Raw genomic sequence first — 22666 nt, 5'->3', positions numbered from 1 at the left:
CCCTCGTCACACGCCTCGGTCGAGCCTCTCCGCGAGGACCTCCGCCAGGTGCCTGGCCCGGCGGCCCGCCAGCTGGTCGAGCTGTGTACGGCAGGAGAAGCCGTCCGCCAGCAGCTCCGTGCCCTCGGGTGCCGCGCGCACCGCGGGCAGGAGTTGGTCCTCCGCGCACGCCACCGAGACCTCGTAGTGTCCCGCCTCGAAGCCGAAGTTGCCCGCGAGGCCGCAGCAGCCCCCGGTCAACTCGCCTTCCAACCCCGCCCGTTCACGCAGTCTGCGCTCCGCCGCGTCGCCCAGTACCGCGTGCTGGTGGCAGTGCGTCTGGCCCGCCACCGGACGGTCGACACGCGGCGGCGTCCAGTCGGGTGCGCACTCCTCCAGCGTCTGCGCGAACGTCCGCACGGAGGCGGCGAGCCGGGCCGCCCGTGGATCGTCGCCCAGCAGCTCCGGCAGATCCGTCTTCAGCGCGGCCGCGCAGCTCGGCTCCAGCACCGTGACGGGGGCGCCCAGTTCGAGCAGCGGCTCCACCGTGTCCAGCGTGTGCCGCATGACCTTGCGCGCCTGGTCCAGTTGCCCGGTCGAGACGTAGGTCAGCCCGCAGCACACCCGCCCGGGCGGCAGCACGATCCCGATGCCCGCCGCCTCCATGACCCGCACCGCCGCCCGCCCCGCTTCCGGCGAGAGGTGGTCGGTGAACGTGTCCGGCCACAGCACCGTCGTACGGCTCCTGGCGAGCACCTCGGTCCGCCCGCCCATGTGCTCGCGGAGCCAGCCGCGGAACGTCTGACGGGCGAGGCGCGGCAGTTCGCGCTCCGGCGCGATCCCGCCGACCCGCTTGGCCAGCCCGGACATCGGCCGGACCCGGGCGAGCGCGTTGGCCACGGGCGCGAGGGGCGCGGCGAGCCGCAGCCACTGCGGCAGTCGGCCCATCACGTAGTGGGCGGCCGGCCTGCGGCGGCCCGCGTAGTGGTGGTGCAGGAACTCCGCCTTGTAGGTGGCCATGTCCACGCCCACCGGGCAGTCGCTGCGGCAGCCCTTGCAGGACAGGCACAGATCGAGCGCGTCCCGCACCTCCGTCGAACGCCAGCCGTCGGTGACGATCTCGCCCGCGAGCATCTCGTGGAGCAGCCGGGCCCGGCCGCGGGTCGAGTGCTGCTCCTCGCCGGTCGCCCGGTACGACGGGCACATCACGGCCGTACTCGAAGGGGCTTGTTCCGTACGGCATTTGGCGACGCCGACACAGCGCCGTACGGCGCCGGCGAAGTCGCCGCCGTCGTGCGGGTAGCCGAAGGCGACGTCGACCGGACGCCGGGGCAGCACGTCGAAACGGAGATTGGCGTCGAGCGGGTCGGGCCGGACCAGAATGCCGGGGTTGAGCCCGCCGTCGGGGTCCCACAGATCCTTCACCGCACCGAAGAGGGCGACGAGTTCCTCGCCGTACATCTTCGGCAGCAGTTCGGCGCGCGCCAGCCCGTCGCCGTGCTCGCCGGACAGCGAGCCGCCGTGCGCGACGACCAGTTCGGCGACCTCCTCGGAGAAGGTACGGAAGGCCCCGATTCCGTCCCGGCTCATCAGGTCGAAGTCGATACGGACATGGATGCAGCCGTCACCGAAGTGGCCGTAGGGGGTGCCGCGCAGGCCGTGCTCGGTGAGCAGGGCCCGGAAGTCGCGCAGATAGGCGCCGAGCCGAGCGGGGGGTACGGCACAGTCCTCCCAGCCGGGCCACGCCTCGCCACCGTCCGCGGTGCGGGTCGCGGTGCCGGCCGCGTCCTCACGCACCCGCCACAGCGCGCGCATGTCCGCGGGGTCGACGACGACGGCGCCGTCGAGCGCGTCGGCGGCCCGGACGATCCCGGCCGCGCGGGCGCGTGCCTCGGCGGCGGTGTCCCCGCCGGTCTCGACGAACAGCCACGCCTTGCCGCGCGGCAGTCGGTGTGCGTCGGGGACCAGGTCGTCGGCCATGCCCTCGACGGTGAGGGGGCGCAGCGGCAGCAGGGCGGGCGCGGCCTCCGCGGCGGCGCTCTCGTCCGGGTAGCCGAGTACGGCGAGAGCGCGGGCGGCAGGGGCCTCGACCAGCCGCACGGTCGCCTCGGTCATGACGGCGAGGGTGCCTTCGCTGCCGCAGTACGCGCGCGCGAGGTCGACGCCGTTCTCGGGGAGCAGCGCGTCGAGGGCGTAGCCGGAGATTCGGCGCGGCAGTCCGTCGGGGTAGCCGGTGCGCAGCAGGGCGAGACGGGACGCGACGACGTCGGCGAGGCCCGGCGGCGCGCCGGTGGACGCGTCGCCGCGGGCGAGCACGACCGGTGCGCCGGCGTAGGTGAGGGCGGACAGGCGGTGGATGTTGTCGGCCGTCGTCCCCCAGGCGACCGAGTGCGCCCCGCAGGAGTTGTTGCCCACCATCCCGCCGATCGTGCACCTGCTGTGTGTCGAGGGGTCCGGACCGAAGGTCAGCCCGTGCCCCTTCACCGCCGTGCGCAGCGTGTCCAGCACCACTCCCGGCTGCACGACGGCCGTCCGCGCCTCGGGGTCGACGGCCGTGATCGCGTTCATGTGGCGGGTGAAGTCCAGTACGACACCGGTCCCGGTGGCCTGCCCGGCGATGGACGTACCGGCGCCCCGCGGAACCACCGGCACCCCGTGGCGCCGGCACACCTCCAGCGCCGCGGCGACGTCGTCCGCGTCGCGCGGCGCGACGACTCCGGCCGGGACACGGCGGTAGTTGGACGCGTCCATGGTCATCAGTGCGCGGGCGGCGGTGGTGAAGTCGACATCACCTCTCACGGCCGCGGTGAGCGATCGCGCGAGCTCCTTCGTATCCCCTGTGTGTCCGAACCGATTCCCGCCCTGCCGGGCCGTGTGCTGCGCCATGTGTCCCAGGATGACCCCACGGGCCACTCGTCACACCTGCGGAACACCGTGGAACACCCCTATAGTGACCACCACTTGATCAGGAAGCAGCGGCTCCAGTTGCGCCCACCGCACCCCCGGAAGGCACCACTCGATGACCGTCACCGACGAGCAGCGATGACCCCCGCAGGGGAAGCCCTCGGCGCGATGAAGATCGTCGTGGTCGGCGGTTTCGGCTCCGGCCGTACGACGATGGTCCGTTCCGTCAGCGAGATCCGCCCGCTGCACACGGAGGAGATCATGAGCGAGCCGGTGCTCGCTCCGGCCGCCGGCAAGACCGCGACGACCGTCGCGCTCGACTTCGGCCGCATCACCATCGACGAGCACAGCGTCCTCTATCTGTTCGGCACCCCCGGACAGGAACGATTCCGCTTTCTGTGGGACCGGCTGCTGGACGGCACCATCGGCGCGGTCGTCCTGGTCGACACACGCGCCCTCGACGAGGCCCGGTTCGCGATCGAGCGGCTGGAGCGGCACGGCACGCCGTTCATCGTCGCCGTCAACGACTTCGGCGGACCGTTCCGCTCGGAGGACGAGATCCGCGGCGAGCTGGCGCTCGGGGCCGGGGTGCCGATGGTCGAGTTCGACGCCCGCGACCACTCCTCCAGCAAGTTCGTGCTGATCGCCCTCATGGACCATCTGAACGCCCCGGCCGCCGGCAGTGTCACCTGACCCGGGTACCTCCGCGGCGCGGCAGTACGGCCCGATCCCGCAGCTCAGGGGGCGATGAGGCCCGTCTCACCGTCCGGACCGCGTCCCCGCCCGGCCGCCGGAGCGACTACGCTCCGGCTCGTGGCTGATATCCAGATTCCCGCTGACATCAAGCCCGCCGACGGCCGTTTCGGCGCGGGCCCCTCCAAGGTGCGTACGGAGGCGCTGGACGCCCTGGCCGCCACCGGCACCTCCCTCCTCGGCACCTCCCACCGCCAGGCCCCGGTCAAGAACCTGGTCGGCGAGGTCCGCGACGGCGTGCGCGACCTGTTCTCCCTGCCCGAGGGTTACGAGGTGATCCTGGGCAACGGCGGCTCCACCGCCTTCTGGGACATCGCGACCCACGGGCTGATCGAGAACAAGTCCCAGCACCTGTCGTTCGGCGAGTTCTCCTCCAAGTTCGCGAAGGCCGCGAAGCTGGCGCCGTGGCTGGCCGAGCCGTCGGTGATCTCCTCCGACCCGGGCACGCACCCGGACCCGCAGGCGGAGGCGGGCGTCGACGTCTACGCCTTCACCCACAACGAGACCTCGACGGGTGTCGCGGCTCCGATCAAGCGGGTCGCCGGCGCTGACGAGGGCGCGCTCGTCCTCGTGGACGCCACCTCCGGCGCGGGCGGCCTGCCGGTCGACATCGCCGAGACGGACGTCTACTACTTCGCCCCGCAGAAGTCCTTCGCCTCCGACGGTGGCCTCTGGATCGGCGTCTTCTCCCCCGCCGCCCTGGAGCGCGCCGCGCGCATCCACGGCTCGGGCCGCCACGTCCCCGAGTTCTTCTCGCTCCCGACGGCGATCGACAACTCGCTGAAGAACCAGACGTACAACACCCCGGCCCTGTCCACGCTGTTCCTGCTGAACGAGCAGCTGAAGTGGATCAACGGCCAAGGTGGCCTCGACTGGTCGACCGGGCGCACGGCCGCCTCCTCCCGCACGCTCTACGGCTGGGCCGAGGCGTCGAAGTACGCGACCCCGTTCGTGGTGGACGCGGAGAAGCGCTCGCAGGTCATCGGCACGATCGACTTCGCGGACGAGATCGACGCGTCGGCGGTCGCCAAGGCGCTGCGCGCGAACGGCATCGTGGACACCGAGCCATACCGCAAGCTGGGCCGCAACCAGCTGCGCGTGGCGATGTTCCCGGCGATCGACCCGGCGGACGTCCAGGCGCTGACCGCCTGCATCGACTACGTCATCGAGAAGCTGTAGCGGCGAACCGTACGGCGAGAGGCTCGGGGCGCCGACCAGGTGGTCGGCGCCCCGAGCCGTTGATCACTCACGCATCGGGGCCGAGGTCGAGCTCGACGTGGCCGAGCTGCCGAAGGCCGGCGAGCACCGGACAGGGACCGTCAGCGACTGAGCCGCTGGAAGCGCCGGACCGCCAGCGGCAGGAAGACGGCCGTGATCACGACCGGCCACACGACCGCCATCAGCAGCGCGTTCTCCTGGACCCAGCTGCCGTCACTCGCGACCGGGTTGCCGAACAGTTCACGGGCCGCCGCGGCCGTGGACGAGATCGGGTTCCACGCCGCGATCGTGCCGAGCCAGTCCGGCATCGTCGACGGCGGGACGAAGACGCTGGAGATCATGGTGAGCGGGAACGCCACCGCGTAGAGGCCGCCCGCCGCCTCCGGGGTCGGCACGATCAGGCCGAGCAGGATGCCGACCCAGATCAGGCAGAACCGCAGGAGCAGCAGCAGCGCGAACGCGCCCAGGGTCTCCCCGACGTTCCCGTCCGAGCGCCAGCCCATCGCGAAGGCGGTGGCCGCCAGGATCGTGAGCTCGGCGCAGGCCACGATGAGGTCGTTGACGCCGCGGCCGGTGACGACGGCGGAGGGCGCCATCGGCATCGAGCGGAACCGGTCGATCACCCCCTTGGAGGCGTCGGTGACGACCGCGATCGCGGTGTTCATGAAGCCGAAGGCCATGGTCATCGCGAACATCCCGGGCATCAGGAAGTCGGTGACGCTGCCCCCGTCGGGCGACTTCATCGCGCCGCCGAAGACATACCCGTAGAGCAGTACGGAGACGATCGGGAAGCCGAGCTGCCAGGCGATGAGGATGGGCTGGCGCTGGTAGTAGGTGAGCCCGCGCCGTACGACGTTCCAGCAGTCGACGACCGCCCAGTAGGCGCGCCCGTGCGTCTCGGGTGCCTTCAGGTCCACGGTGTCCAGGGTGTCGAGCGTGGTCATGCCGCCTCCTCCAGGTCGCCGGTGCCGTGGCCGGTCAGGCGCAGGAAGACGTCGTCGAGGCTCGGCCTGCGCAGTCCGATGTCCTCCACCGTGATCCCTTCGTCCTGAAGCGTGCGCGCCACCTCGGTGAGCGCGGCGACCCGGTCGGTCACCGGAGCGTGCACCCGCCGTTCGAGGTCGTCCGTCGTCGGCTCGGCGTCGCCGCAGACGCGCGCGAGGGTCTTGGCGACGGCGGGCAGGTCCGCGGCGTCGCGTGCGACGACCTCGATGCGGTCGCCGCCGACGCGGTTCTTCAGCCCGTCGGGGGTGTCGTCGGCGATGGCCCGTCCCTGGTCGATGACGGTGATACGGGAGGCGAGCTTGTCCGCCTCCTCCAGGTACTGGGTGGTGAGCAGCACGGTGGTGCCTTCCGCGACCAGCCGCCGTACCGCCTCCCACACCTCGCCGCGCGAGCGCGGGTCGAGTCCCGTGGTCGGCTCGTCGAGGAACAGCACCTCGGGCGCCAGGATCATGGACGCGGCGAGGTCCAGCCGGCGCCGCATGCCGCCGCTGTACTTGCCGACGCCCTTGTCGCCCGCCTCCACCAGGTCGAACTGCTCGAGCAGTTCGGTGGCGCGGCGTGCGGCTCGCCTGTTGCCGAGGTGGAAGAGGCGGCCGAACATCTCCAGGTTCTGCCGGCCCGTCAGGACCTCGTCCACGGCGGCGTACTGGCCGGTGAGTCCGATACGGCGGCGCACCTGCCGCGGGTCGCGTGCGACATCGGTGCCGGCCACCTCCGCCCGGCCGGCGTCGAACCGCAGCAGCGTCGCGAGGACGCGGACAGCGGTGGTCTTCCCGGCGCCGTTGGGCCCGAGCAGGCCGTGCACGGTGCCCTTGCGGACGGAGAGGTCGAAGCCCGCGAGCGCGCGCTTGTCCCCGTACCGCTTCTCGATCCCTTCGGCCACTACGGCGTGTTCGGCCGCGGTCATGTTTCCTCCACCCCTCGCGAACGGCTAACTGGGTACAGTGTACCCGCAAGAGAGTACACCGTACTCAGTTTCTGTTCGCGGGCTTAGGGTGAGGCCATGACGACGACCGACACGAGCGGCAGCGGCGACGTCTCGCGCAGCCTCGAACTCCTGTGGGGCACCGGCGAGCGTCCCTCGCGCGGCCCCAAACCGGGCCTCACCCTCGACCGGATCGTGACGGCCGCCGTCGAGGTCGCCGACGCCGAGGGCCTGGCCGCCGTCTCGATGCGCCGTCTCTCCACGGAGCTGGGCACCGGCACGATGTCGCTCTACCGGTACGTCCCCGGCAAGGCCGAACTGCTCGACCTCATGCTCGACCGCGTCACGGGCGAACCCCTGGAGGCCCACGCCCCCGAGCCCGCCGACTCCCCCGACTGGCGCGCCGCGGTGGACGCCATGGCCCGCGCGCACCTCGCGCTCTACCGCGCCCACCCCTGGCTGCTCAAGGTCAACCAGTCCCGGACGGTCCTCGGCCCCAGCGCCGTACGCGGACTGGAGACGTCGCTGCAGGCCCTCGGGGGCATGGGGCTGCGCGACCCCGAGCTGATCTCGGTGATCATCGCGGTGACGGCCTTCGCGGGCGGCATCGCCCGCATGGAACAGGAGACGGCCGAGGCCGCGCAGCAGACCGGCCAGAGCAACGAGGACTTCTGGAAGAGCCAGGAACCGTTCCTGGAGCGGGCGATGGCGACCGGCGACTACCCCCGCCTCGCCGCCCTGTCGGAGGACGCGTTCGCCCCCGACTTCGACCATTTCGGCTTCGGCCTCGCCCGCCTGATCGACGGCTTCGAGACGCTGGTGGCCCAGCGTTCGGCCGCCCGCTAGGCCCTAACGGCGGCGCGTCAGCCGCCGCAGCGCCAGCACCAGCACCGCCCCGCCGCCGAGGACCAGCAGGCCGTACGTCGTCATGCCCGACGTGCCGTCGAGGGCACCGTCGCCCGCCGCGTCCCCGGTACTGCTGCCGCCCGAGCCCTCGGCGTCGTCGCCCGAACGGGACTCGACCTCCACCCGTTCGACCGGGCTCTGTTCACCCTCCGTGCCGAACATCAGCGCCTTGCCGTCCGGCGTGTACGTCACCGACTCCGCCTGCCCCTGGATGGGGGCGCGCACCCGGTGGTCGGCGCCGAGGCGACCGTTCTTCCACTCGTAGCCGCGGGCGCTGAAGTACGAACGCAGCACCAGTTCCTTGCCGTCCGGCGAGAACGCGCCGTCCGTCACCCACGGCACCTCGCCGATCCGGCGGAAGGTGTTCGTCCCGGACGCGCTGAGCGTCGCGGGGCCCTCGTAGAGCCCGCCGCCGTCCTCGTTCTTCGAGGCGATGTAGACCCGGCCGGTCTTCGGATGCACCATCATCGCCTCGGCGTTGCGCGGCCCGTCCGCGTACTTCACCGTGAACTGCGTGGCGCGCACGGTCTGGTCCCGCAACTGCCGCGGCTCGGGGAGACGGTAGATCCAGACGTGGTCCCAGCCGCCGTCGAGGTTGTCGCCGATGTCGCCGACGTAGATGTTCCCGTCGGCCCCGACCGAGATCGCCTCCATGTCCCTCGGCTCACCGACACCCTGCAACGTGATCGTCGCCACGGTCTCGCCGGTCTCCGAGTCGACCGCGAAGATCCGCGGCTGGTCCTGGTCGTTGTGCGTCCAGTAGATCCCCGGGTGCGCCCGGCTCGCCGCGAGCCCGCTGGACTCGGTGACCCGCGGATCCTTGATCGTGAACGCGGACTCGTCGTCGGCGGCTGCGGGCACGGCGACAGCCAGCACGAGGGCGGCGGCGAGGCCGGTGACGTAGGGAAGCGAACGCATGCCCCAAGACTGCCACCTCCGCCGACACGGGGTCGTGTACGGGGATACCGGCCATGCCGGCATCGGCGTACACGACTCGCCTTCACTCGCCCTGCGAGGGCTCCCACACCGCGTTGTCGTGCGCGAACAGCACCCGGCTCGGTGCAAAACCGGCCAGCCGCTCCACCCAGGCCGGACGGGGAGGCAGCGGCGGCGCCACCCCGTCGAGCGCGGCCCTGAGGGCGAGCATGCCCGCGCCGAAACCGGCGGCCGTGTCGTACGCCTGCCCCGCCAGCACCAGCGCGCCACCGGGGCGCTCCACCACCAGCGACTGATGCCCCTCGGTGTGGCCGGGAGTGGGCACGATCCAGAGCCCGGGCCGGATCTCCGCCTCCCCGTCCACCTCCTCGTACCGGACGCCGGGGAAGTCGACCAGCGCGTCGATCGTGTAGTCGCCGCGCCGGGCGGTGGCCAGCTCGACGCCCTGCACCAGGGCGGGCACCCCGCGCAGCAGCGGATTGCCGCCGCAGTGATCGAAGTGCAGGTGGCAGTTGACGACCAGGCTCACGTCGCCCGGCCGGACCCCGACGCCCCTCAGCGCCTCCGCGAGCGGGCGGCGGCGCGGCCGGTAGTGCGCCTCCGCCTCGGCGTCGCCCGAGCCGATCCCCGTGTCGAAGAGGATCAACTCCCCTTCCCTGCGAACCAGATACGCGAGTACCGGCTCGACCCGCGGATGCGGCCCGCCCGCCTCCTCCGCCGGCCGCACGAAGTACCCGAGGTCCAGTCGGTGCACCACTGTCTCCGTCGCCATCGGGCCATCCTGCCCGGCGGGCCCCCGGCCGTGTCCAGCCTCACATCGACGATCACTGCCGTGTTACTGACGGGTTCGGCGATGATGTCGCCCATGCGCTTCATGTTCGTCGGCGACTCCATGACCATCGGACGCGCCGGCGACTACAGCTGGCGCTACCGGATGTGGCAGCACCTCGCATCCCTCGGCATGCCGTACGAGATCGTCGGCCCGCGCACCGGGCTGTACGACACCGACACGAACGCCCCCATGTCCACCGAGTACGCCGACCCCGCCTTCCCGGCGGCGGCCCGCCGCCATCTCGCGGGCTGGGGCGAGGGCTGGCTGCACATGGCCCCGGTGATCCGCGGGACGGTCGACGCCGAACAGGCCGACGTCCTCCTGATCTCCCTCGGCCTGATAGACCTCGGCTTCTACACCGACGCCGTCCAAACAGCCGTGAACGCAAGGGAGTTCATCGGCCAGGCCCGCGCGGCCAACCCGCACGTGCGGATGGTCCTGCTCCCCGTCATCCCCAATATCCGCGCCGAGTCCGACGCGCCCTTCGCCGCCGAATGCGCCCGGTTCAACGAGCTGCTGGCCAAGGCGGTCGCGGACCTGGACACGGCGGCGTCCCCGATCCTGCTGGCGTCCCGGCCGCGCGCGTACGACATCCACACGGACACGTACGACGGCACCCACCCTGGCCCGACGGGCGAGCACAAACTCGCGGGGACCTTCGCGGACGCGATGCACCAGGCGTGGGGCCTCGGCGCCCCCTATCGCGCGGCGCTCACCGCCCAGGCCGGCTGACCTGGCGGAAGCGGCTCGATGCACCCGGCGGGCGGACCGGCCGGCGGGGCTTCGCTCAGCCGCTGAGCAGTTCCGGCCTGTCGGCCAGCGCGGCGAGATGTCCCTCCGGGTCGGCGATCAGCCGTCGCGTCGTCAGATCGAGCATCCCGGCCACGCCGCTGACCTCCGCGGCAACCGTGCCGTCCTCCTTGAGGATCTGCTGCACCACCCTGAACGTCTTGCCCTGGCCGTAGTCGAACCGGCAGGTCACCCGCACCCGTTCACCGCCGCGCAACTCCCGCACGAACTTCAGTGTCACTTCCAGCGCGACCGGTCCCACGCCACTGGCGAGCAGCTTTTCCTGCGACAGTCCGGCGGCGCGCAGCAGCTCCCATCGCGCGTGCTCGGCGTACTGCAGATAGACGGCCTGATTCAGGTGCCCCTGTGTGTCGAGTTCGTAGCCACGCACCGTCACATCCACAAAGAAGGTCATGAACGTCGCAACAGCGCGCGCCGATGCGGCATTCCTGTGCCCGCGTCGCGGCAGGGCGGCGGCCCACCCGCCGGAAGGCCCCGGCCCCCTCGCCTGCGGAGGGGGCCGGGGCCTCGTCGACCCGGGGAGGCCGTAGGGCCGTGGCGCAGGAGCGCCGTCAGAAGACGAACGGCCCCGGGTTCTGCGGGGAGGTCGCCGTGCACTCGGCCGTGACGCCGAACACCACGACGGTCAGGGACGCCGCCTCCAGGCTGTCGCCCGCAGCGACCGTGCCGTCCAGCGGGCCGGTGGAGACCGCGCCGCCTGCGGGTATCGCCGGGTTGGCGTTGCCGGTGAACGTCGTCGTGCCGGAGCCGTTCTTCGTCAGAGTGAGCGTGGACCGGGCCGAGTTGGCCCCGATCGGGATGGGGGCGGTGATGGCCTCCGTGGAGACGTCGATGGTGGCGGCCGTGCCGTCCTGCGTGGCCTTGAGCGTCGCCGTACCGGAGCCGAACGAGCCGCAGTCGAATGACAACGTTGCCGTCTCGGGTGTCACCGCATGGGCGACGGGCGCCATCGCGAGCGTGCCTGCGGCGAGCACTCCGAGGGTGAGGGCTGTGACGGTTGAGTACTTCATGGGGGGATCCGCCTTCGTGTGGGGGTCACGGGCTGGTCGGACGTCCGCTATTGCGGCATGCACACCTCAAGATTGGAAGACCCGTACCACCCGGCTCACACACAACGGCCGAAACCCGTCCTCCCCATCGCCCCTTTCCGGCCCTTGTGTTGAAGCGCACTTCAACAACCACACTCCCCCTCATGGCCCGGACTCCACGGGCCGGACGACCCGGAGGGGACAGCCATGAAGTACCGCACCATCGGAACCGACCCGGCCACCCGCCGCGAGGTGAGCGTCCTCGCGCTCGGCGCCATGCTGTTCGGCTCGGTGACCGACGAGAAAACGTCGTTCGCCCTGCTGGACCGCTACGTCGAGGCCGGTGGCACGTTCATCGACACCTCCGACAACTACGCGTACTGGGTAGACGGCGGCCTCGGCGGACAGAGCGAGCGGCTGCTCGGGAAGTGGCGCCGCAGCCGTGGTGTCGGCGACGAGATCGTCATCGCCACCAAGCTGGGCGCCGAGCCGCTCGCGCCGGGCACGGGATTCGTCGACAACCCGGAGGGGCTGTCGGCCAAGGCGATCCGGGAGGCCGCCGAGCGCAGCAGGGAACGCCTCGGGGTGGACCGGCTCGATCTGCTCTACGCGCACATCGAGGACCGGACCGTGCCACTGCGCGAAACCGTCGAGGCGTTCGGCGAGTTGACGGCGGAGGGGACCGTCGGACTGCTCGGCGTCAGCAACCACGCGATCTGGCGCGTCGAACGCGCCCGCGCCCTCGCGGCCGCGGCCGGGCTGCCCGGCTACGAGGTGCTGCAGTACCAGCACAGCCATCTGCGCCCGCGCTTCGACGTGCCGAGCCCGCTCTTCGAGGACGGCAGCCTCGGCCACGCCGGGCCCGAGCTGATCGGCTATCTGCGGGCCGAGCCCGGGCTCACGCTGGTCGCCTACTCCCCGCTGCTGACCGGCGCGTACACCCGCCCCGACAAGCCCGTCCCGTCGGACTACGACCACCCTGGCACGCCCGCCCGGCTCGCGGTGCTGCGTGAGATCGCCGCCGAGACGGGGGCGAGCGTCAACCAGGTCGTGCTGGCCTGGCAGATGGGCGGCCGGCTGCCGGTGATCCCGCTCACGGGGGCCTCGTCGGTCGCACAGCTGGAGGAGAACCTGGCGGCGGTGGACCTTGAGCTGACGGAGGACCAGCGGGCACGGCTGGACACCGTGCACTGAGGGTCGCCGGGCCGGATCATCTCGCGTCGGCCGCGTACCGCCAGAAGTCCCTCATCAGCTCGGGGAAGCTGGGCCCGCCCATCTGCAGCTGGCTGTACACGAGCGTCACGCTGCGGGTGGAGGGCGTGATGTGCGCCGCCGTTCCGGTGCCGCCGACCCAGCCGTAGCGGCCCGGTATGCTCCACGGTTCGACGGCTTCGACGTCCACCGCGCCGCCGTAGCCCCAGCCCATCCCCTCCAGGAACAGCCCGGCCGACTTCCGCTCGGGCCGGGTCAGATGATTGGTGGTCATCCGCCGCACCGAGTCGGGCGCGAGCAGCCTGCGGCCGCCCGCCGTGCCCTCGGCGAGGAGCATCCGGCCGAAGGCGAGCCAGTCGTCGACGGTGGAGACCAGCCCGCCCGCACCGGAGGGGAACGGCGGCGGGCTGCTCCACTGCCCGCCGGCGGCGTCGAGCAGTTCGAGACCGCCGCCCTCGGGGTCGGTCCGGTAGTAGCCGGTGAACCGGTCGAGCTTCTCGGCGGGGACCCAGAAGGCGGTGTCCACCATGCCGAGCGGCTCGAAGATCCGCTCGGCCAGGAACTCGGGCAGCGACGTGCCCGTGACCCTGGCGATCAGCACGCCCTGAATGTCGGAGCTCAGGTTGTACAGCCAGCCCTCACCGGGCTGGTGCAGCAGCGGGATACGGGACAGCCTCGCCATCCACTCGTCCGGCGCGGGCACGTTCAGCGGCTGCGGCGGCCCCTGCCGGAGCTCGCTGACCAGGGGCGCGACGGCGGGCAGCGAGAAGTCGGACGGGAACCCGTGCCCGGCGCGGGAGCCGAGCAGATGCTCGACGGTGATCGGCCGGACCGCCGGGACGACGTCGTCGACCGGGCTCGACGGCGTGCGGACGACGCGTGGTGACGCCAGCTCCGGCAGCCACTCACCGACCGGGTCGTCCAGCCGGAGCCGGCCCTCGTCGATCAGCATCATCACGGCGGCGGCCACGACGGGTTTGGTGATCGAGGCAACCCGGAAAATGGTGTCCCTGGCCATCGGGAAGGTGCCCTCGGTGTCCACGGATCCGACAGTGGCCACCTCGACCCGGTCGCCGCGGGCGATCAGGCCCACGGCTCCCGGCACGGAGCCCTTGCTGACGTGCGTCTCCAGCGTGTCGCGCAGCTCGGCCATGGGGCCCACCCTCTCAAGTGTCGGTCGGAGGGGGGACCCACGCCGCGCCGCGAACTCATCGCCGGGGATTCCCCGACGTGTGTGTCAGGCGGTTGGCGAACGTCGACATCGTGTACGCGCCGATGCCCATGACCACCTCCAGCGCGTTCTGCGCGGTGAAGCCGTGGGCGAGGAATGCGTGCAGCTCGTCGTCGCCGACCCCGCCGGCCGTACGGAACACCTCCAGCGTGAACCGCCGTACGCCCTCCAGCCTTTCGTCCGGGAGCGTCCGCTGCTCGCACAGGGCGGCGATCAGTTCCTCGTCCGCGCCGAGCCTGCGCAGGGCGGCGCTGTGCATAGCGATACAGATCCCGCAGTCGTTGCGCGCCGAGACGGTCAGGACGACGGTCTCGCGCGCGAGCGGGTCGAGAGTGGTCCGCTCGAAGGCGGCGCTCAGCTTCAGGAAGCCGTCCAGCAGATGCGGCGAGGTGGCCAGCCGCGCCACGGCGGGCGGCAGATGCCCGAGGCGGCGGGCCGCGGTCTCCATGGCGGATCGGGACGCCTGCGGGGCGGATTCCAGGGTGTGCTCGACGAACACGGTCACGGGGCAGCTCCTACAATGGACAACATGGTTGACGACCCCAAAAACGTAAACCAGGTTGTCGAAGTCCGCAAGGCACTTCCGGACGCACCCGGCTATGAGCTGCCCCTGCTGCTCTTCGCCGGATTCCGGTCGCTGATCGACAAACTGCACGCCGAACTGGCCGAACAGGGTCACCCCGACGTACGCCCCGCGCACGGCTTCGCCATGCAGGCGATCGGCCCGGCAGGCGCGACCGCCAGCGACATCGGCCGCCGGCTCGGCGTCTCCAAGCAGGCGGCGGGCAAGACCGTCGACCGCCTCATCGCCCTCGGCTACGCGGAACGCACCGAAGATCCCGCCGACGCCCGCCGCAAACTGATCCGGCTCACCGCGCACGGCCTCGACGCCCTGACCCGCTCGGCGACGGTCTTCGACGAGCTGAGGGCCCAGTGGGCGCGGGCCATCGGACCGCAGCGGCTGCGCGAACTGGAGGCGGATCTGCGCACGGTGACCCCACCCGAGAGCTTCCGCCTGGACGCGGCGGGCTGGCTGGGCGGCGCGTGATCACACGGCGTGGCACCCGTTCCGCCCGCCCCGTTCCCCCTCCGTCCGCCCGAAGATCACCTTGCCGTAACGGAACGCCTCACCCCTCCAACCCGGCACCTCCCCCGACGATCTGGCTGTCGAACGCACGTGATCTCCGCGCGTTCGGTCTCCACGCGAGCGATCTGCGCCCGCTCGACGCGCGCTCGAACTCACCGTTCGCCAGGCTCAGGAGGGTCCCGATGCCACCGCCACACCGCCTCGTCACGACCGGTGTACTCGTCGCCGCACTCGCCGGCGGCCTGCTGTCCGCCACCGCCGGGCCGGCGGCCGCCGCCGTGCCCCAGGCGCTGCCCACCGGCACGCAGGCGGACTTCAACGGCGACGGATACGCCGACCTCGTCGTCGGCGCGCCGTTCGCCGAGGTCGGCTCCAAGACGGACGCCGGCGCCGTGGTCGTGCTGTACGGCTCGGCGAACGGACTGTCCGGCGCCCGGCGCGCCATCCTGCACCAGGACTCGCCGGGCCTCCCCGGCACCGCCGAGGCCCACGACTAGTCACGCATGGCTGGGCATCGACATGGCCGGCACCGGCGGCGGCGCCTACACCCGCCCCGAACTGCTGATCGCGGGCAACGGGACAGGAGCCGCACTGGTCGGCCCGTTCACCAGGACGGGCAAGCCGGCCTCGGTCCGCCCGCAGAACGGCACCGCCTCCGTCATCGGCGCAGCCTCCGGTGACCTGAACGGCGACCGCAGGGCGGACCACGTGCTGATCCCCGCCGTCAGGGGTGGCGCGGTCTTCGTCAACCCTGGCGACTCTTCGGGCGTGCCGCGGCCGCTCCGCCACGACGCGACGAACGCCGCCCTGGGCGACGTGAACAACGACGGCTTCGACGACCTGGTGGCAGGCGCACCGTCCAGCTACGCCGGTGACGACCTCACGATCCACCGCGGCGGCCAGATCGCCATCTGGTTCGGCAGCGCGAGCGGCATCGACGCCGATGCCGCGCCGCGGATCCTCCACCAGGACAGCCCTGGCGTGCCGGGATCCCCGGGCGAGCACGACGTGTTCGGCAAGGACGTGGCCGTGGGTGACATCAACGGCGACGGCATCGACGACATCGCCGTCGGCGCACCCGGCAGGACGGTGAGCGGCAAGGGGACAGCAGGGGCCGTGTTCGTCATCCCGGGGCGTACGACAGGTCCGGACGGCACCGGGGCTTACGCGATCAGCCAGGACACCTCGGGTGTTCCGGGCGCGGCCGGGGACGGCGACACCTTCGGGCAGACGGTCCGCCTCGTGGACATGACCGGGGACGGCAAGGCCGATCTGCTGGCCGGCGCCCCGGGCGAGTTCCGCTACGAGGGAGCTCTCTGGTTCCTCCCCGGAAGCGCGTCGGGGCTGAAGCCGTCGGGTCACTACCTGAGAGCCGGCGACACCGGCATCACCCCGGACAGCTTCCCCGAGTGGACGAGCGAACTCGCGCCGTAGACCCCGGGAGTGCTGCGTCGCCTCCTACGCTCCGGCACCGGGGCGGAGGGGGCGGTCCTCGTCGTCGGGCCCCCGCGACACGCAACTCCCGAGGTGACCTGCCGGTCGAGGACCGACGACGGCACATGGTCCGAGCTGTACTGCGCGGACGTGGAGACCGGCCGGCGCGTGCTGTGACCGGCCCGTCACCCTTGCTTCGAGCACGCTCGAAGGCGTTGGCTTGGGCGCCATGGAGTACACGCAGCTCGGACGCACCGGACTCAAGGTCAGCCGACTCGCCCTCGGGACGATGAACTTCGGGCCCCAGACCGATGAGGCCACCAGCCACACGATCATGGACGCCGCCCTCGACGCGGGCGTCAATTTCTTCGACACGGCCAACGTCTACGGCTGGGGCGAGAACAAGGGCCGCACCGAGGAGATCATCGGCAACTGGTTCGCCGGGGACGCGGGCCGTCGCGACAAGGTCGTCCTCGCCACCAAGGTCTACGGGAACATGGCCACCGACGGCGACCCCTGGCCCAACCACGACAAGCTCTCCGCCCTCAACATCCGCCGCGCCGTGGACGCCTCGCTCCAGCGGCTGCAGACCGACCACATCGATCTCTACCAGTTCCACCACATCGACCGGCGCACGCCGGTCGAGGAGATCTGGCAGGCGATCGACGTCCTGATCCAGCAGGGCAAGATCCTCTACGCGGGCTCGTCGAACTTCCCCGGCTGGAAGATCGCCCAGACCAACGAGACCGCGCGCAGGCTCGGCTCGTACGGGCTGGTCAGCGAGCAATGCCTGTACAACCTCGCGGAGCGGCGCGCCGAGATGGAGGTCATCCCGGCCGCGCAGGAGTACGGCCTGGGCGTCATCCCCTGGTCGCCGCTGCACGGCGGACTGCTCGGCGGCGTGATCAAGAAGGAGAACGAGGGCTCGCGCCGCGCGACCGGCCGCAGCGCCGACGCGCTCGCCAGCACGGCTGTCCGGGCGCAGGTCCAGGCGTACGAGGACCTGCTCGACAAGCACGGCCTGGAGCCCGGCGAGGCGGCTCTGGCCTGGTTGCTGACCCGGCCGGGGGTGACGGGACCGATCGTCGGCCCGCGCACCACCGAGCAGTTGGAGTCGGCGCTGCGGGCGGTCGAACTGGAGCTGTCCGAGGATGTGCTCACGTCACTGGACGAGATCTTCCCGGGACCGGGGCCGTCGCCGGAGGCATTCGCCTGGTGATCCTGGTGGTACGACCGGTGGGGCGGTGGCGGGCTACTGGCCTGCCACGGCCGCCACGGCGATGACGAGGAACAGCAGCACCAGGACAGCGGCCATGATCTGGTTGCGGGTCTTGGGATTCACCCGTCGAGGTTAACCCGTGGCCTGCAGCGGCCAGGAACCGACCACCTCGTACCGGGGCTGCTCGCCGCGTACCCCGCTCACCGGCAGGTTGCTGCGGACGAGGGCGAGCTCCCCGACCTGCCAGGGCGTGCCCTCGAAACCGTCGAGGGCCTCGACGTACGGGCGCAGGTCCGTGTCCTCGCGGGCACGGGCGATGGTGAGGTGCGCCTGGTAGCGGCGGTGCTCCTCCATGTCGACCCCGGAGCGCCGCGCGGCGGCGTCGGCCCGCTCGGCGAGCATCCGCATGCCCTCGATCCCGCCCGCCGCCCCGATCCACAGCGCCCGCCGCCCGAACCGCCCGCCCTGGTGCAGCCGCAGCGGGAACGCCTCGCTCCGGTGCGCGGCCCGGCCGAGCCGCTCGTGCAGCTCGGGGACGAGGGTGTCGTCGACCTCCCCCATGAAGGCGAGGGTGAAGTGCCACCCGGCCTGCCCGGTCCAGCGGAGCCCGTCAGCTCCGGGGAGTCCCTGCAACCGCTCGACGGCGAGGGCGAGTTCACCGACGGCGGGGGGCGGGGGAAGGACGGCGGCGAAGAGTCTCATGAGCCGAGTCTCTCCCCTCCCCGCCCTTTCCCGTAACCGGTGCCAGGCCCCGGACCCGTACCGCGCTCCGCGCGGTGTCCTCGATCTCCCCCTGACGTTGCCTGCAACTCAAGCCCCGCCGGCGATTGAGGCGCGGGGGTCCGTTCAAGCCCCGCCGACGATTGAGGCGCGGGGGTCCGGGGCAGAGCCCCCGAAACACCGCGCGGAGCGCGGTGCCGGGCACGGGGGCGGAGCCCGGTCACGGGCCCGGGCGGAGCCCGATTACGGGAAAGGGCGGGGAGGGGACAGGCAGCGGTGCGCTACGCCGCCGTCACCAGCCCCTCCCGCGGTACGAACCGCACCCGCGGGTGCCCACCGTGCCAGCCGACCGACAGCCGCAGCCCGCCGACTCGCGCCAGCATCACGCCCACCCCGGCCGCCGCGACCGCGGCCACCGCGCCGCCTGCCGCGAAGCCGACCCGCGGGCCGTACGTGTCGGTGACCCAGCCCACGAGCGGGGCGCCCAGCGGGGTGCCGCCGGTGAAGACCATCATGAACAGGCTCATCACCCGGCCCCGCATCAGCGGATCCGTCGCCATCTGGACGCTGGAGTTCGCCGTGACGTTGACGGTGAGGCCGAACATCCCGATCGGGACCATCATCGCCGCGAAGATCCAGAACGTCGGGGCGAAGGCCGTGACGACCTCCAGCACGCCGAACAGCGCCGCCGCGCCGACCAGCGTCCGCAGCCGGGAGGCGCCGCGCCGGGCCGCGAGCAGGGCGCCGGTCAGCGAGCCGGCCGCCAGCAGGGTGTTGAGCAGGCCGTACGTGCCGGCGTCGGCGTGGTAGATGTCGTCGACGAAGGCGGCGAGCCAGATCGGGAAGTTGAAGCCGAACGTGCCGATGAAGCCGACGAGCACGATCGGCCAGATCAGCTCGGGCCGTCCGGCCACGTAACGCAGACCTTCCCGCAGCTGGCCCTTGCCGCGCGGCGCGCGCTCCACCTTGTGGAGTTCGGTCGCGCGCATCATCAGCAGTCCGGCGATGGGTGCGAGGAAGGACAGTCCGTTGAGCAGGAAGGCGTAGCCGCTGCCGACGGCGGTGATCAGGACACCGGCGACGGCGGGGCCGACGAGCCGTGCGGACTGGAAGTTCGCGGAGTTCAGCGAGACCGCGTTGGCCAGCTGGTCCGGGCCGACCATCTCGGCGACGAACGACTGGCGTGCCGGGTTGTCGATGACGGTGACGAGTCCGAGGAGGAACGCCGTGAGGTACACGTGCCAGACCTGGACGTGGCCGCTGAGGGTGAGCGCGGCGAGCGCCAGTCCGGTGAGGCCCATCGCGGACTGGGTGACGAGGAGCAGCTGCCGCTTGGGCATCCGGTCCGCGAGAACCCCGCCGTACAGGCCGAACAGAAGCATGGGAAGGAACTGCAGCGCGATGGTGATGCCGACGGCGGACGCGGATCCGGTCAGGCTCAGTACCAGCCAGTCCTGGGCGATGCGCTGCATCCAGGTGCCGGTGTTGGAGACCACCTGTCCGGTCGCGAAGAGCCGGTAGTTACGGATCTTCAGCGAGCTGAACATGGTCTGCTTGCGGGTGGGCGGGGTGTCGGTGGCGGTCGGTGCGGGGGCGGAGTCTGCTCCGGATCCCGTACTCAATCGGGTCGCCTCCTCGGCGTCGGCGGTTACGGCAGGTGGGCGAGCTTCTCCAGCACGGGGGCGGCTGCGCGCAGCTTGGCCCACTCGTCCTCGTCCAGGCCGTCGGCGAGCGTGGCCAGCCAGGCGTTCCGCTTGCGGCGGCTCTCTTCGAGCATGGCCTCGGCCTGCTCGGTCTGGCTGACCACCTTCTGCCGGCGGTCGTCGGGGTGCGGCTCCAGCCGGACGAGCCCCTTGGCCTCCAACAGCGCCACGATGCGGGTCATCGACGGCGGCTGCACATGCTCCTTGCGGGCCAGCTCACCGGGGGTGGCGGAACCGCAACGGGCGAGCGTGCCGAGCACGGACATCTCGGTCGGGCTCAGCGATTCGTCGACGCGCTGGTGTTTCAGGCGCCGGCCCAGCCGCATGACGGCCGAGCGCAGGGAGTTCACGGCGGCGACGTCGGCGTCAGTGCCGTGGGACAGGTCAGGCATGTTTCTTAGCGTAACTCATTACCCTGCCTAAAGACCAGTCGTATCCGATTCCGTCACGGGCGGGATCGATGTATCACTCATACGAGTGAGGCGGAACCAGAAAGTGACGCGCGGGCGGTGGGCGCACCGCGACCCTGAGTGGCATGGGATCGACAGTGCTCAGCCTTCGGATGGACGGTGAGCTGCTCGACCGGCTCAGGCAGCATGCCGCCAGACGACAAATGAGCGTCCAGGACTATGTGGTCCGGACGCTCATTCGCGACGACTTCGACGAGCGCTTCAAGGTGGCCGTCGAGGAGACGGAGAAGTTCTACGGCGTTCCGTGATCGGCCCTGATCAGGTGAGACCGAGAGCCGGCATCGCGTAGAAGAAGACGAACACCACCGACACGACGTACATCGCGGCAGGCACCTCACGGCCCCGCCCGGCGGCCAGCCGCAGCGCGCTGAAGGCGATGAAGCCGATACCGATGCCATGGGTGATCGAGTACGTGAACGGCATCATCACGATGGCCAGGAACGCCGGGGCGGCGATCGTGTAGTCGCTCCAGTCGATGTCCTTCACCGAACCGGCGAGGATCAGGAAACCGACGGCCACCAGAGCCGGGGTCGCCGCCTGGGACGGGACCATCGTGGCGAGCGGCGTGAGGAACAGCGCGACCGAGAACAGCGCACCGGCGACGACCGACGACAGGCCCGTACGGGCACCCTCGCCGACGCCCGCCGTGGACTCCACGAAGCAGGTGTTGGCGGAGCACGAGGTGGCACCGCCCGCGGCGACGGCGAGGCCGTCGACGACCAGCACCTTGTTGATGCCCGGGTAGTTGCCGTCCTTGTCCATGAGCTTCGCCTCGTCACCGACGGCGAGGATCGTGCCCATCGCGTCGAAGAAGCACGACAGCAGCACGGTGAAGACGAACAGCACACCCGTCAGCAGGCCGACCTTCCCGAAGCCGCCGAACAGACTGACCTGGCCGATCAGGCCGAAGTCGGGCGTCGAGACCGGATTGCCGGGCCACTCGGGCGTGGTCAGACCCCACGACTCGACGTCCGCCACGGCGTGGATGACCATCGCCGCGGCCGTCATCACGACGATCGAGATGAGGATCGCGCCCGGCACCTTGCGGATGATCAGCGCAAGCGTGAGCAGCGTGCCGAGGGCGAAGACGAGGACCGGCCAGCCGAGCAGATGACCGCCGGTGCCCAGCTGCAGCGGGACGGTGGTGTGCGCGGCGTCGGGGATACGGGTGACGAAACCCGAGTCGACCAGGCCGATGAGCATGATGAACAGGCCGATACCGATCGCGATGGCTTTGCGCAGACCGAGCGGCACCGCGTTCATCACACGTTCCCGCAGCCCCGTGGCCACCAGCAGCATCACCACGACACCTGCCAGCACGACCATGCCCATCGCGTCCGCCCAGGACATCTTGGGGGCGAGCTGGAGGGCGACGACGGTGTTCACGCCGAGTCCGGCCGCCAGCGCGATCGGGACGTTGCCGATGACTCCCATGAGGAGTGTGGAGAAGGCAGCGGTGACCACGGTGGCGGTGACGAGCTGCCCGCCGTCGAGCTGGTGCCCGTACATGTCCTTGGCGCTGCCGAGGATGATCGGGTTCAGCACGAGGATGTAGGCCATCGCGAAGAAGGTGGCGAAACCGCCCCGGACCTCGCGGGCGACTGTGGAGCCACGTTCCGAGATCTTGAAGAAGCGGTCCAGGCTGCCGGTGGGCTGCTGGGGCGCGGGCGGCAGGCCGGGGGAATCGACCTTGGCGGTGGCCGTGGTGGACATGCAGGACCTCGTGGCTGATTTCTTGCCGGTTCCCTGGAGATTCATACGAACGAAACCGGTCGGACGCAAACTCGTTCAGTATGAACATATAAATGAAAGATCGGTATCTCCGCGCGTAGACCCCTGCGGGACCCGCCCTCCGAGGCATAACCGGCACCGCGCCTACACTGTCCGCATGGCGAAGTGGACCCCCCGGCACGAGGCACCCGAACCCCTTGAGGGGCCGATCGTCCCCACCATCGTCGGCGGCACGATCCTGTGGTTCGTGATGTTCCTCGTCCAGATCCCCTTCTACGGCTGGTTCGCCGACCGGGATCTGACCTGGTGGGTGTGGACCTGCCTGGCCGGCGCCGGCCTCGGACTGATCGGCATCTGGTACGTACGCAGCCGGGACACGGCGATCAAGCGCGCGAAGGCGGCAGAAGCGCCGGGAGCGCCGGAGGCGGATCACTCGGCCTGACGAGCGCGGGCCCAGCAGGAGCAAGTGGCTCGTGTAGCACCGCAGGACCATCTGTGTCCTCCTCCGGTCTGATCCTCCGTCCGCTCAGGGGGTGAAGCGGCCACGCCCGCCGTACCGTCGG

Annotated in this window: 24 protein-coding genes; 11 read left to right on the top strand and 13 right to left on the bottom strand. The window is 71.2% G+C overall.

Going from position 1 to position 22666, the window contains the following annotated elements; translation table 11 throughout:
- Window positions 1-6 precede the first annotated feature (6 nt).
- Window positions 7-2865, bottom strand: coding sequence for an FAD-binding and (Fe-S)-binding domain-containing protein (locus AC067Z_RS03195; RefSeq protein WP_478787699.1), 2859 nt, complete (start codon window positions 2863-2865; stop codon window positions 7-9).
- Between the two features lie 156 nt (window positions 2866-3021).
- Here AC067Z_RS03195 and AC067Z_RS03190 point away from each other — a divergent pair, with 156 nt between their 5' ends.
- Entirely contained in the window at window positions 3022-3576 is a 555-nt protein-coding gene (locus tag AC067Z_RS03190; RefSeq protein WP_478787698.1) for a GTP-binding protein, read from the top strand.
- A gap of 120 nt (window positions 3577-3696) precedes the next feature.
- Complete coding sequence (gene serC, locus AC067Z_RS03185; protein WP_478787697.1) at window positions 3697-4815, top strand: phosphoserine transaminase; 1119 nt, start codon at window positions 3697-3699, stop codon at window positions 4813-4815.
- A gap of 140 nt (window positions 4816-4955) precedes the next feature.
- Here the strand turns inward: serC and AC067Z_RS03180 are convergent, their stop codons facing one another.
- Both AC067Z_RS03180 and AC067Z_RS03175 read right to left on the bottom strand, forming a co-directional pair.
- Entirely contained in the window at window positions 4956-5798 is an 843-nt protein-coding gene (locus tag AC067Z_RS03180; RefSeq protein WP_478787696.1) for an ABC transporter permease, read from the bottom strand.
- Window positions 5795-6766 (bottom strand): ATP-binding cassette domain-containing protein, encoded by a 972-nt coding sequence (locus AC067Z_RS03175; protein WP_478787695.1) that lies wholly within the window; start codon window positions 6764-6766, stop codon window positions 5795-5797. The genes AC067Z_RS03180 and AC067Z_RS03175 overlap by 4 nt, the downstream gene beginning before the upstream one ends.
- Window positions 6767-6862: 96 nt before the next feature.
- Between AC067Z_RS03175 and AC067Z_RS03170 the strand changes: the two genes are divergently transcribed.
- A complete protein-coding gene (locus tag AC067Z_RS03170) occupies window positions 6863-7630 on the top strand; it encodes a TetR/AcrR family transcriptional regulator (protein WP_478787694.1) in 768 nt (255 codons plus the stop codon).
- A gap of 3 nt (window positions 7631-7633) precedes the next feature.
- Here the strand turns inward: AC067Z_RS03170 and AC067Z_RS03165 are convergent, their stop codons facing one another.
- Both AC067Z_RS03165 and AC067Z_RS03160 read right to left on the bottom strand, forming a co-directional pair.
- A complete protein-coding gene (locus AC067Z_RS03165; RefSeq protein WP_478787693.1) occupies window positions 7634-8608 on the bottom strand; it encodes a WD40 repeat domain-containing protein in 975 nt (324 codons plus the stop codon).
- An 82-nt stretch (window positions 8609-8690) separates the two neighbouring features.
- Window positions 8691-9398 carry an N-acyl homoserine lactonase family protein gene (locus tag AC067Z_RS03160; protein WP_478787692.1) on the bottom strand — a complete coding sequence of 236 codons (708 nt, stop codon included), beginning with the start codon at window positions 9396-9398 and terminating at the stop codon, window positions 8691-8693.
- Between the two features lie 93 nt (window positions 9399-9491).
- Between AC067Z_RS03160 and AC067Z_RS03155 the strand changes: the two genes are divergently transcribed.
- Window positions 9492-10190, top strand: a complete 699-nt coding sequence (locus tag AC067Z_RS03155) for a GDSL-type esterase/lipase family protein (protein WP_478787691.1) — start codon at window positions 9492-9494, stop codon at window positions 10188-10190.
- Between the two features lie 55 nt (window positions 10191-10245).
- Here the strand turns inward: AC067Z_RS03155 and AC067Z_RS03150 are convergent, their stop codons facing one another.
- Entirely contained in the window at window positions 10246-10662 is a 417-nt protein-coding gene (locus AC067Z_RS03150) for an acyl-CoA thioesterase (RefSeq protein ID WP_478787690.1), read from the bottom strand.
- A 157-nt stretch (window positions 10663-10819) separates the two neighbouring features.
- On the bottom strand, window positions 10820-11278 hold the full coding sequence (locus tag AC067Z_RS03145; protein WP_478787689.1) for a hypothetical protein: 459 nt from the start codon (window positions 11276-11278) through the stop codon (window positions 10820-10822).
- 225 nt (window positions 11279-11503) lie between these two features.
- On the opposite strand from AC067Z_RS03145, the gene AC067Z_RS03140 reads away from it, so the two are divergent.
- Window positions 11504-12490 (top strand): aldo/keto reductase, encoded by a 987-nt coding sequence (locus AC067Z_RS03140; protein WP_478787688.1) that lies wholly within the window; start codon window positions 11504-11506, stop codon window positions 12488-12490.
- Window positions 12491-12506: 16 nt separating this feature from the next.
- On the opposite strand, the gene AC067Z_RS03135 is transcribed toward AC067Z_RS03140, so the two are convergent.
- Both AC067Z_RS03135 and AC067Z_RS03130 read right to left on the bottom strand, forming a co-directional pair.
- On the bottom strand, window positions 12507-13661 hold the full coding sequence (locus AC067Z_RS03135; protein ID WP_478787687.1) for a serine hydrolase domain-containing protein: 1155 nt from the start codon (window positions 13659-13661) through the stop codon (window positions 12507-12509).
- Window positions 13662-13716: 55 nt separating this feature from the next.
- The gene (locus tag AC067Z_RS03130) at window positions 13717-14238 is read right to left on the bottom strand and encodes a carboxymuconolactone decarboxylase family protein (protein ID WP_478788040.1); all 522 of its coding nucleotides are present in this window, start codon (window positions 14236-14238) and stop codon (window positions 13717-13719) included.
- Between the two features lie 21 nt (window positions 14239-14259).
- Here AC067Z_RS03130 and AC067Z_RS03125 point away from each other — a divergent pair, with 21 nt between their 5' ends.
- The 4 genes from AC067Z_RS03125 to AC067Z_RS03110 all read left to right on the top strand — a co-directional run bounded on the left by AC067Z_RS03125 (window position 14260) and on the right by AC067Z_RS03110 (window position 17479).
- The gene (locus AC067Z_RS03125) at window positions 14260-14787 is read left to right on the top strand and encodes a MarR family winged helix-turn-helix transcriptional regulator (protein WP_478787686.1); all 528 of its coding nucleotides are present in this window, start codon (window positions 14260-14262) and stop codon (window positions 14785-14787) included.
- A 221-nt stretch (window positions 14788-15008) separates the two neighbouring features.
- Window positions 15009-15323: an integrin alpha gene (locus AC067Z_RS03120; protein WP_478787685.1), complete on the top strand. Its 315-nt coding sequence runs from the start codon at window positions 15009-15011 to the stop codon at window positions 15321-15323.
- A gap of 22 nt (window positions 15324-15345) precedes the next feature.
- Window positions 15346-16260, top strand: a complete 915-nt coding sequence (locus tag AC067Z_RS03115) for an FG-GAP and VCBS repeat-containing protein (RefSeq protein ID WP_478787684.1) — start codon at window positions 15346-15348, stop codon at window positions 16258-16260.
- A gap of 229 nt (window positions 16261-16489) precedes the next feature.
- Window positions 16490-17479: an aldo/keto reductase gene (locus AC067Z_RS03110; RefSeq protein WP_478787683.1), complete on the top strand. Its 990-nt coding sequence runs from the start codon at window positions 16490-16492 to the stop codon at window positions 17477-17479.
- Window positions 17480-17611: 132 nt separating this feature from the next.
- Here AC067Z_RS03110 and thpR read toward each other — a convergent pair whose 3' ends face one another.
- The 3 genes from thpR to AC067Z_RS03095 all read right to left on the bottom strand — a co-directional run bounded on the left by thpR (window position 17612) and on the right by AC067Z_RS03095 (window position 20294).
- A complete protein-coding gene (gene thpR / locus AC067Z_RS03105) occupies window positions 17612-18181 on the bottom strand; it encodes an RNA 2',3'-cyclic phosphodiesterase (protein ID WP_478787682.1) in 570 nt (189 codons plus the stop codon).
- Window positions 18182-18480: 299 nt separating this feature from the next.
- Window positions 18481-19821, bottom strand: a complete 1341-nt coding sequence (locus tag AC067Z_RS03100; RefSeq protein ID WP_478787681.1) for an MFS transporter — start codon at window positions 19819-19821, stop codon at window positions 18481-18483.
- A 26-nt stretch (window positions 19822-19847) separates the two neighbouring features.
- Window positions 19848-20294: a MarR family winged helix-turn-helix transcriptional regulator gene (locus tag AC067Z_RS03095; protein WP_478787680.1), complete on the bottom strand. Its 447-nt coding sequence runs from the start codon at window positions 20292-20294 to the stop codon at window positions 19848-19850.
- A gap of 143 nt (window positions 20295-20437) precedes the next feature.
- Between AC067Z_RS03095 and AC067Z_RS03090 the strand changes: the two genes are divergently transcribed.
- Window positions 20438-20620, top strand: a complete 183-nt coding sequence (locus AC067Z_RS03090; RefSeq protein WP_478787679.1) for a ribbon-helix-helix protein, CopG family — start codon at window positions 20438-20440, stop codon at window positions 20618-20620.
- 10 nt (window positions 20621-20630) lie between these two features.
- Here AC067Z_RS03090 and AC067Z_RS03085 read toward each other — a convergent pair whose 3' ends face one another.
- Complete coding sequence (locus tag AC067Z_RS03085; RefSeq protein WP_478787678.1) at window positions 20631-22085, bottom strand: NCS2 family permease; 1455 nt, start codon at window positions 22083-22085, stop codon at window positions 20631-20633.
- A gap of 175 nt (window positions 22086-22260) precedes the next feature.
- On the opposite strand from AC067Z_RS03085, the gene AC067Z_RS03080 reads away from it, so the two are divergent.
- Window positions 22261-22545 carry a DUF2530 domain-containing protein gene (locus tag AC067Z_RS03080; protein ID WP_478787677.1) on the top strand — a complete coding sequence of 95 codons (285 nt, stop codon included), beginning with the start codon at window positions 22261-22263 and terminating at the stop codon, window positions 22543-22545.
- Window positions 22546-22666: the final 121 nt, after the last annotated feature.

Source organism: Streptomyces sp. NPDC043812, from assembly GCF_056436245.1.
Note: the sequence above shows the minus strand (reverse complement) of the source record. Positions and strands in the feature narration are given on the sequence as shown.

Bases quoted from the DNA above. Each gene is read 5' to 3' on its own strand.
- AC067Z_RS03195 (WP_478787699.1), bottom strand. From the start codon at position 2,865: ATGGCGCAGCACACGGCCCGGCAGGGCGGGAATCGGTTCGGACACACA.
- AC067Z_RS03190 (WP_478787698.1), top strand. From the start codon at position 3,022: ATGACCCCCGCAGGGGAAGCCCTCGGCGCGATGAAGATCGTCGTGGTC.
- AC067Z_RS03180 (WP_478787696.1), bottom strand. From the start codon at position 5,798: ATGACCACGCTCGACACCCTGGACACCGTGGACCTGAAGGCACCCGAG.
- AC067Z_RS03175 (WP_478787695.1), bottom strand. From the start codon at position 6,766: ATGACCGCGGCCGAACACGCCGTAGTGGCCGAAGGGATCGAGAAGCGG.
- AC067Z_RS03170 (WP_478787694.1), top strand. From the start codon at position 6,863: ATGACGACGACCGACACGAGCGGCAGCGGCGACGTCTCGCGCAGCCTC.
- AC067Z_RS03165 (WP_478787693.1), bottom strand. From the start codon at position 8,608: ATGCGTTCGCTTCCCTACGTCACCGGCCTCGCCGCCGCCCTCGTGCTG.
- AC067Z_RS03160 (WP_478787692.1), bottom strand. From the start codon at position 9,398: ATGGCGACGGAGACAGTGGTGCACCGACTGGACCTCGGGTACTTCGTG.
- AC067Z_RS03155 (WP_478787691.1), top strand. From the start codon at position 9,492: ATGCGCTTCATGTTCGTCGGCGACTCCATGACCATCGGACGCGCCGGC.
- AC067Z_RS03150 (WP_478787690.1), bottom strand. From the start codon at position 10,662: ATGACCTTCTTTGTGGATGTGACGGTGCGTGGCTACGAACTCGACACA.
- AC067Z_RS03145 (WP_478787689.1), bottom strand. From the start codon at position 11,278: ATGAAGTACTCAACCGTCACAGCCCTCACCCTCGGAGTGCTCGCCGCA.
- AC067Z_RS03140 (WP_478787688.1), top strand. From the start codon at position 11,504: ATGAAGTACCGCACCATCGGAACCGACCCGGCCACCCGCCGCGAGGTG.
- AC067Z_RS03135 (WP_478787687.1), bottom strand. From the start codon at position 13,661: ATGGCCGAGCTGCGCGACACGCTGGAGACGCACGTCAGCAAGGGCTCC.
- AC067Z_RS03125 (WP_478787686.1), top strand. From the start codon at position 14,260: ATGGACAACATGGTTGACGACCCCAAAAACGTAAACCAGGTTGTCGAA.
- AC067Z_RS03120 (WP_478787685.1), top strand. From the start codon at position 15,009: ATGCCACCGCCACACCGCCTCGTCACGACCGGTGTACTCGTCGCCGCA.
- AC067Z_RS03115 (WP_478787684.1), top strand. From the start codon at position 15,346: ATGGCCGGCACCGGCGGCGGCGCCTACACCCGCCCCGAACTGCTGATC.
- AC067Z_RS03110 (WP_478787683.1), top strand. From the start codon at position 16,490: ATGGAGTACACGCAGCTCGGACGCACCGGACTCAAGGTCAGCCGACTC.
- thpR (WP_478787682.1), bottom strand. From the start codon at position 18,181: ATGAGACTCTTCGCCGCCGTCCTTCCCCCGCCCCCCGCCGTCGGTGAA.
- AC067Z_RS03095 (WP_478787680.1), bottom strand. From the start codon at position 20,294: ATGCCTGACCTGTCCCACGGCACTGACGCCGACGTCGCCGCCGTGAAC.
- AC067Z_RS03090 (WP_478787679.1), top strand. From the start codon at position 20,438: ATGGGATCGACAGTGCTCAGCCTTCGGATGGACGGTGAGCTGCTCGAC.
- AC067Z_RS03085 (WP_478787678.1), bottom strand. From the start codon at position 22,085: ATGTCCACCACGGCCACCGCCAAGGTCGATTCCCCCGGCCTGCCGCCC.
- AC067Z_RS03080 (WP_478787677.1), top strand. From the start codon at position 22,261: ATGGCGAAGTGGACCCCCCGGCACGAGGCACCCGAACCCCTTGAGGGG.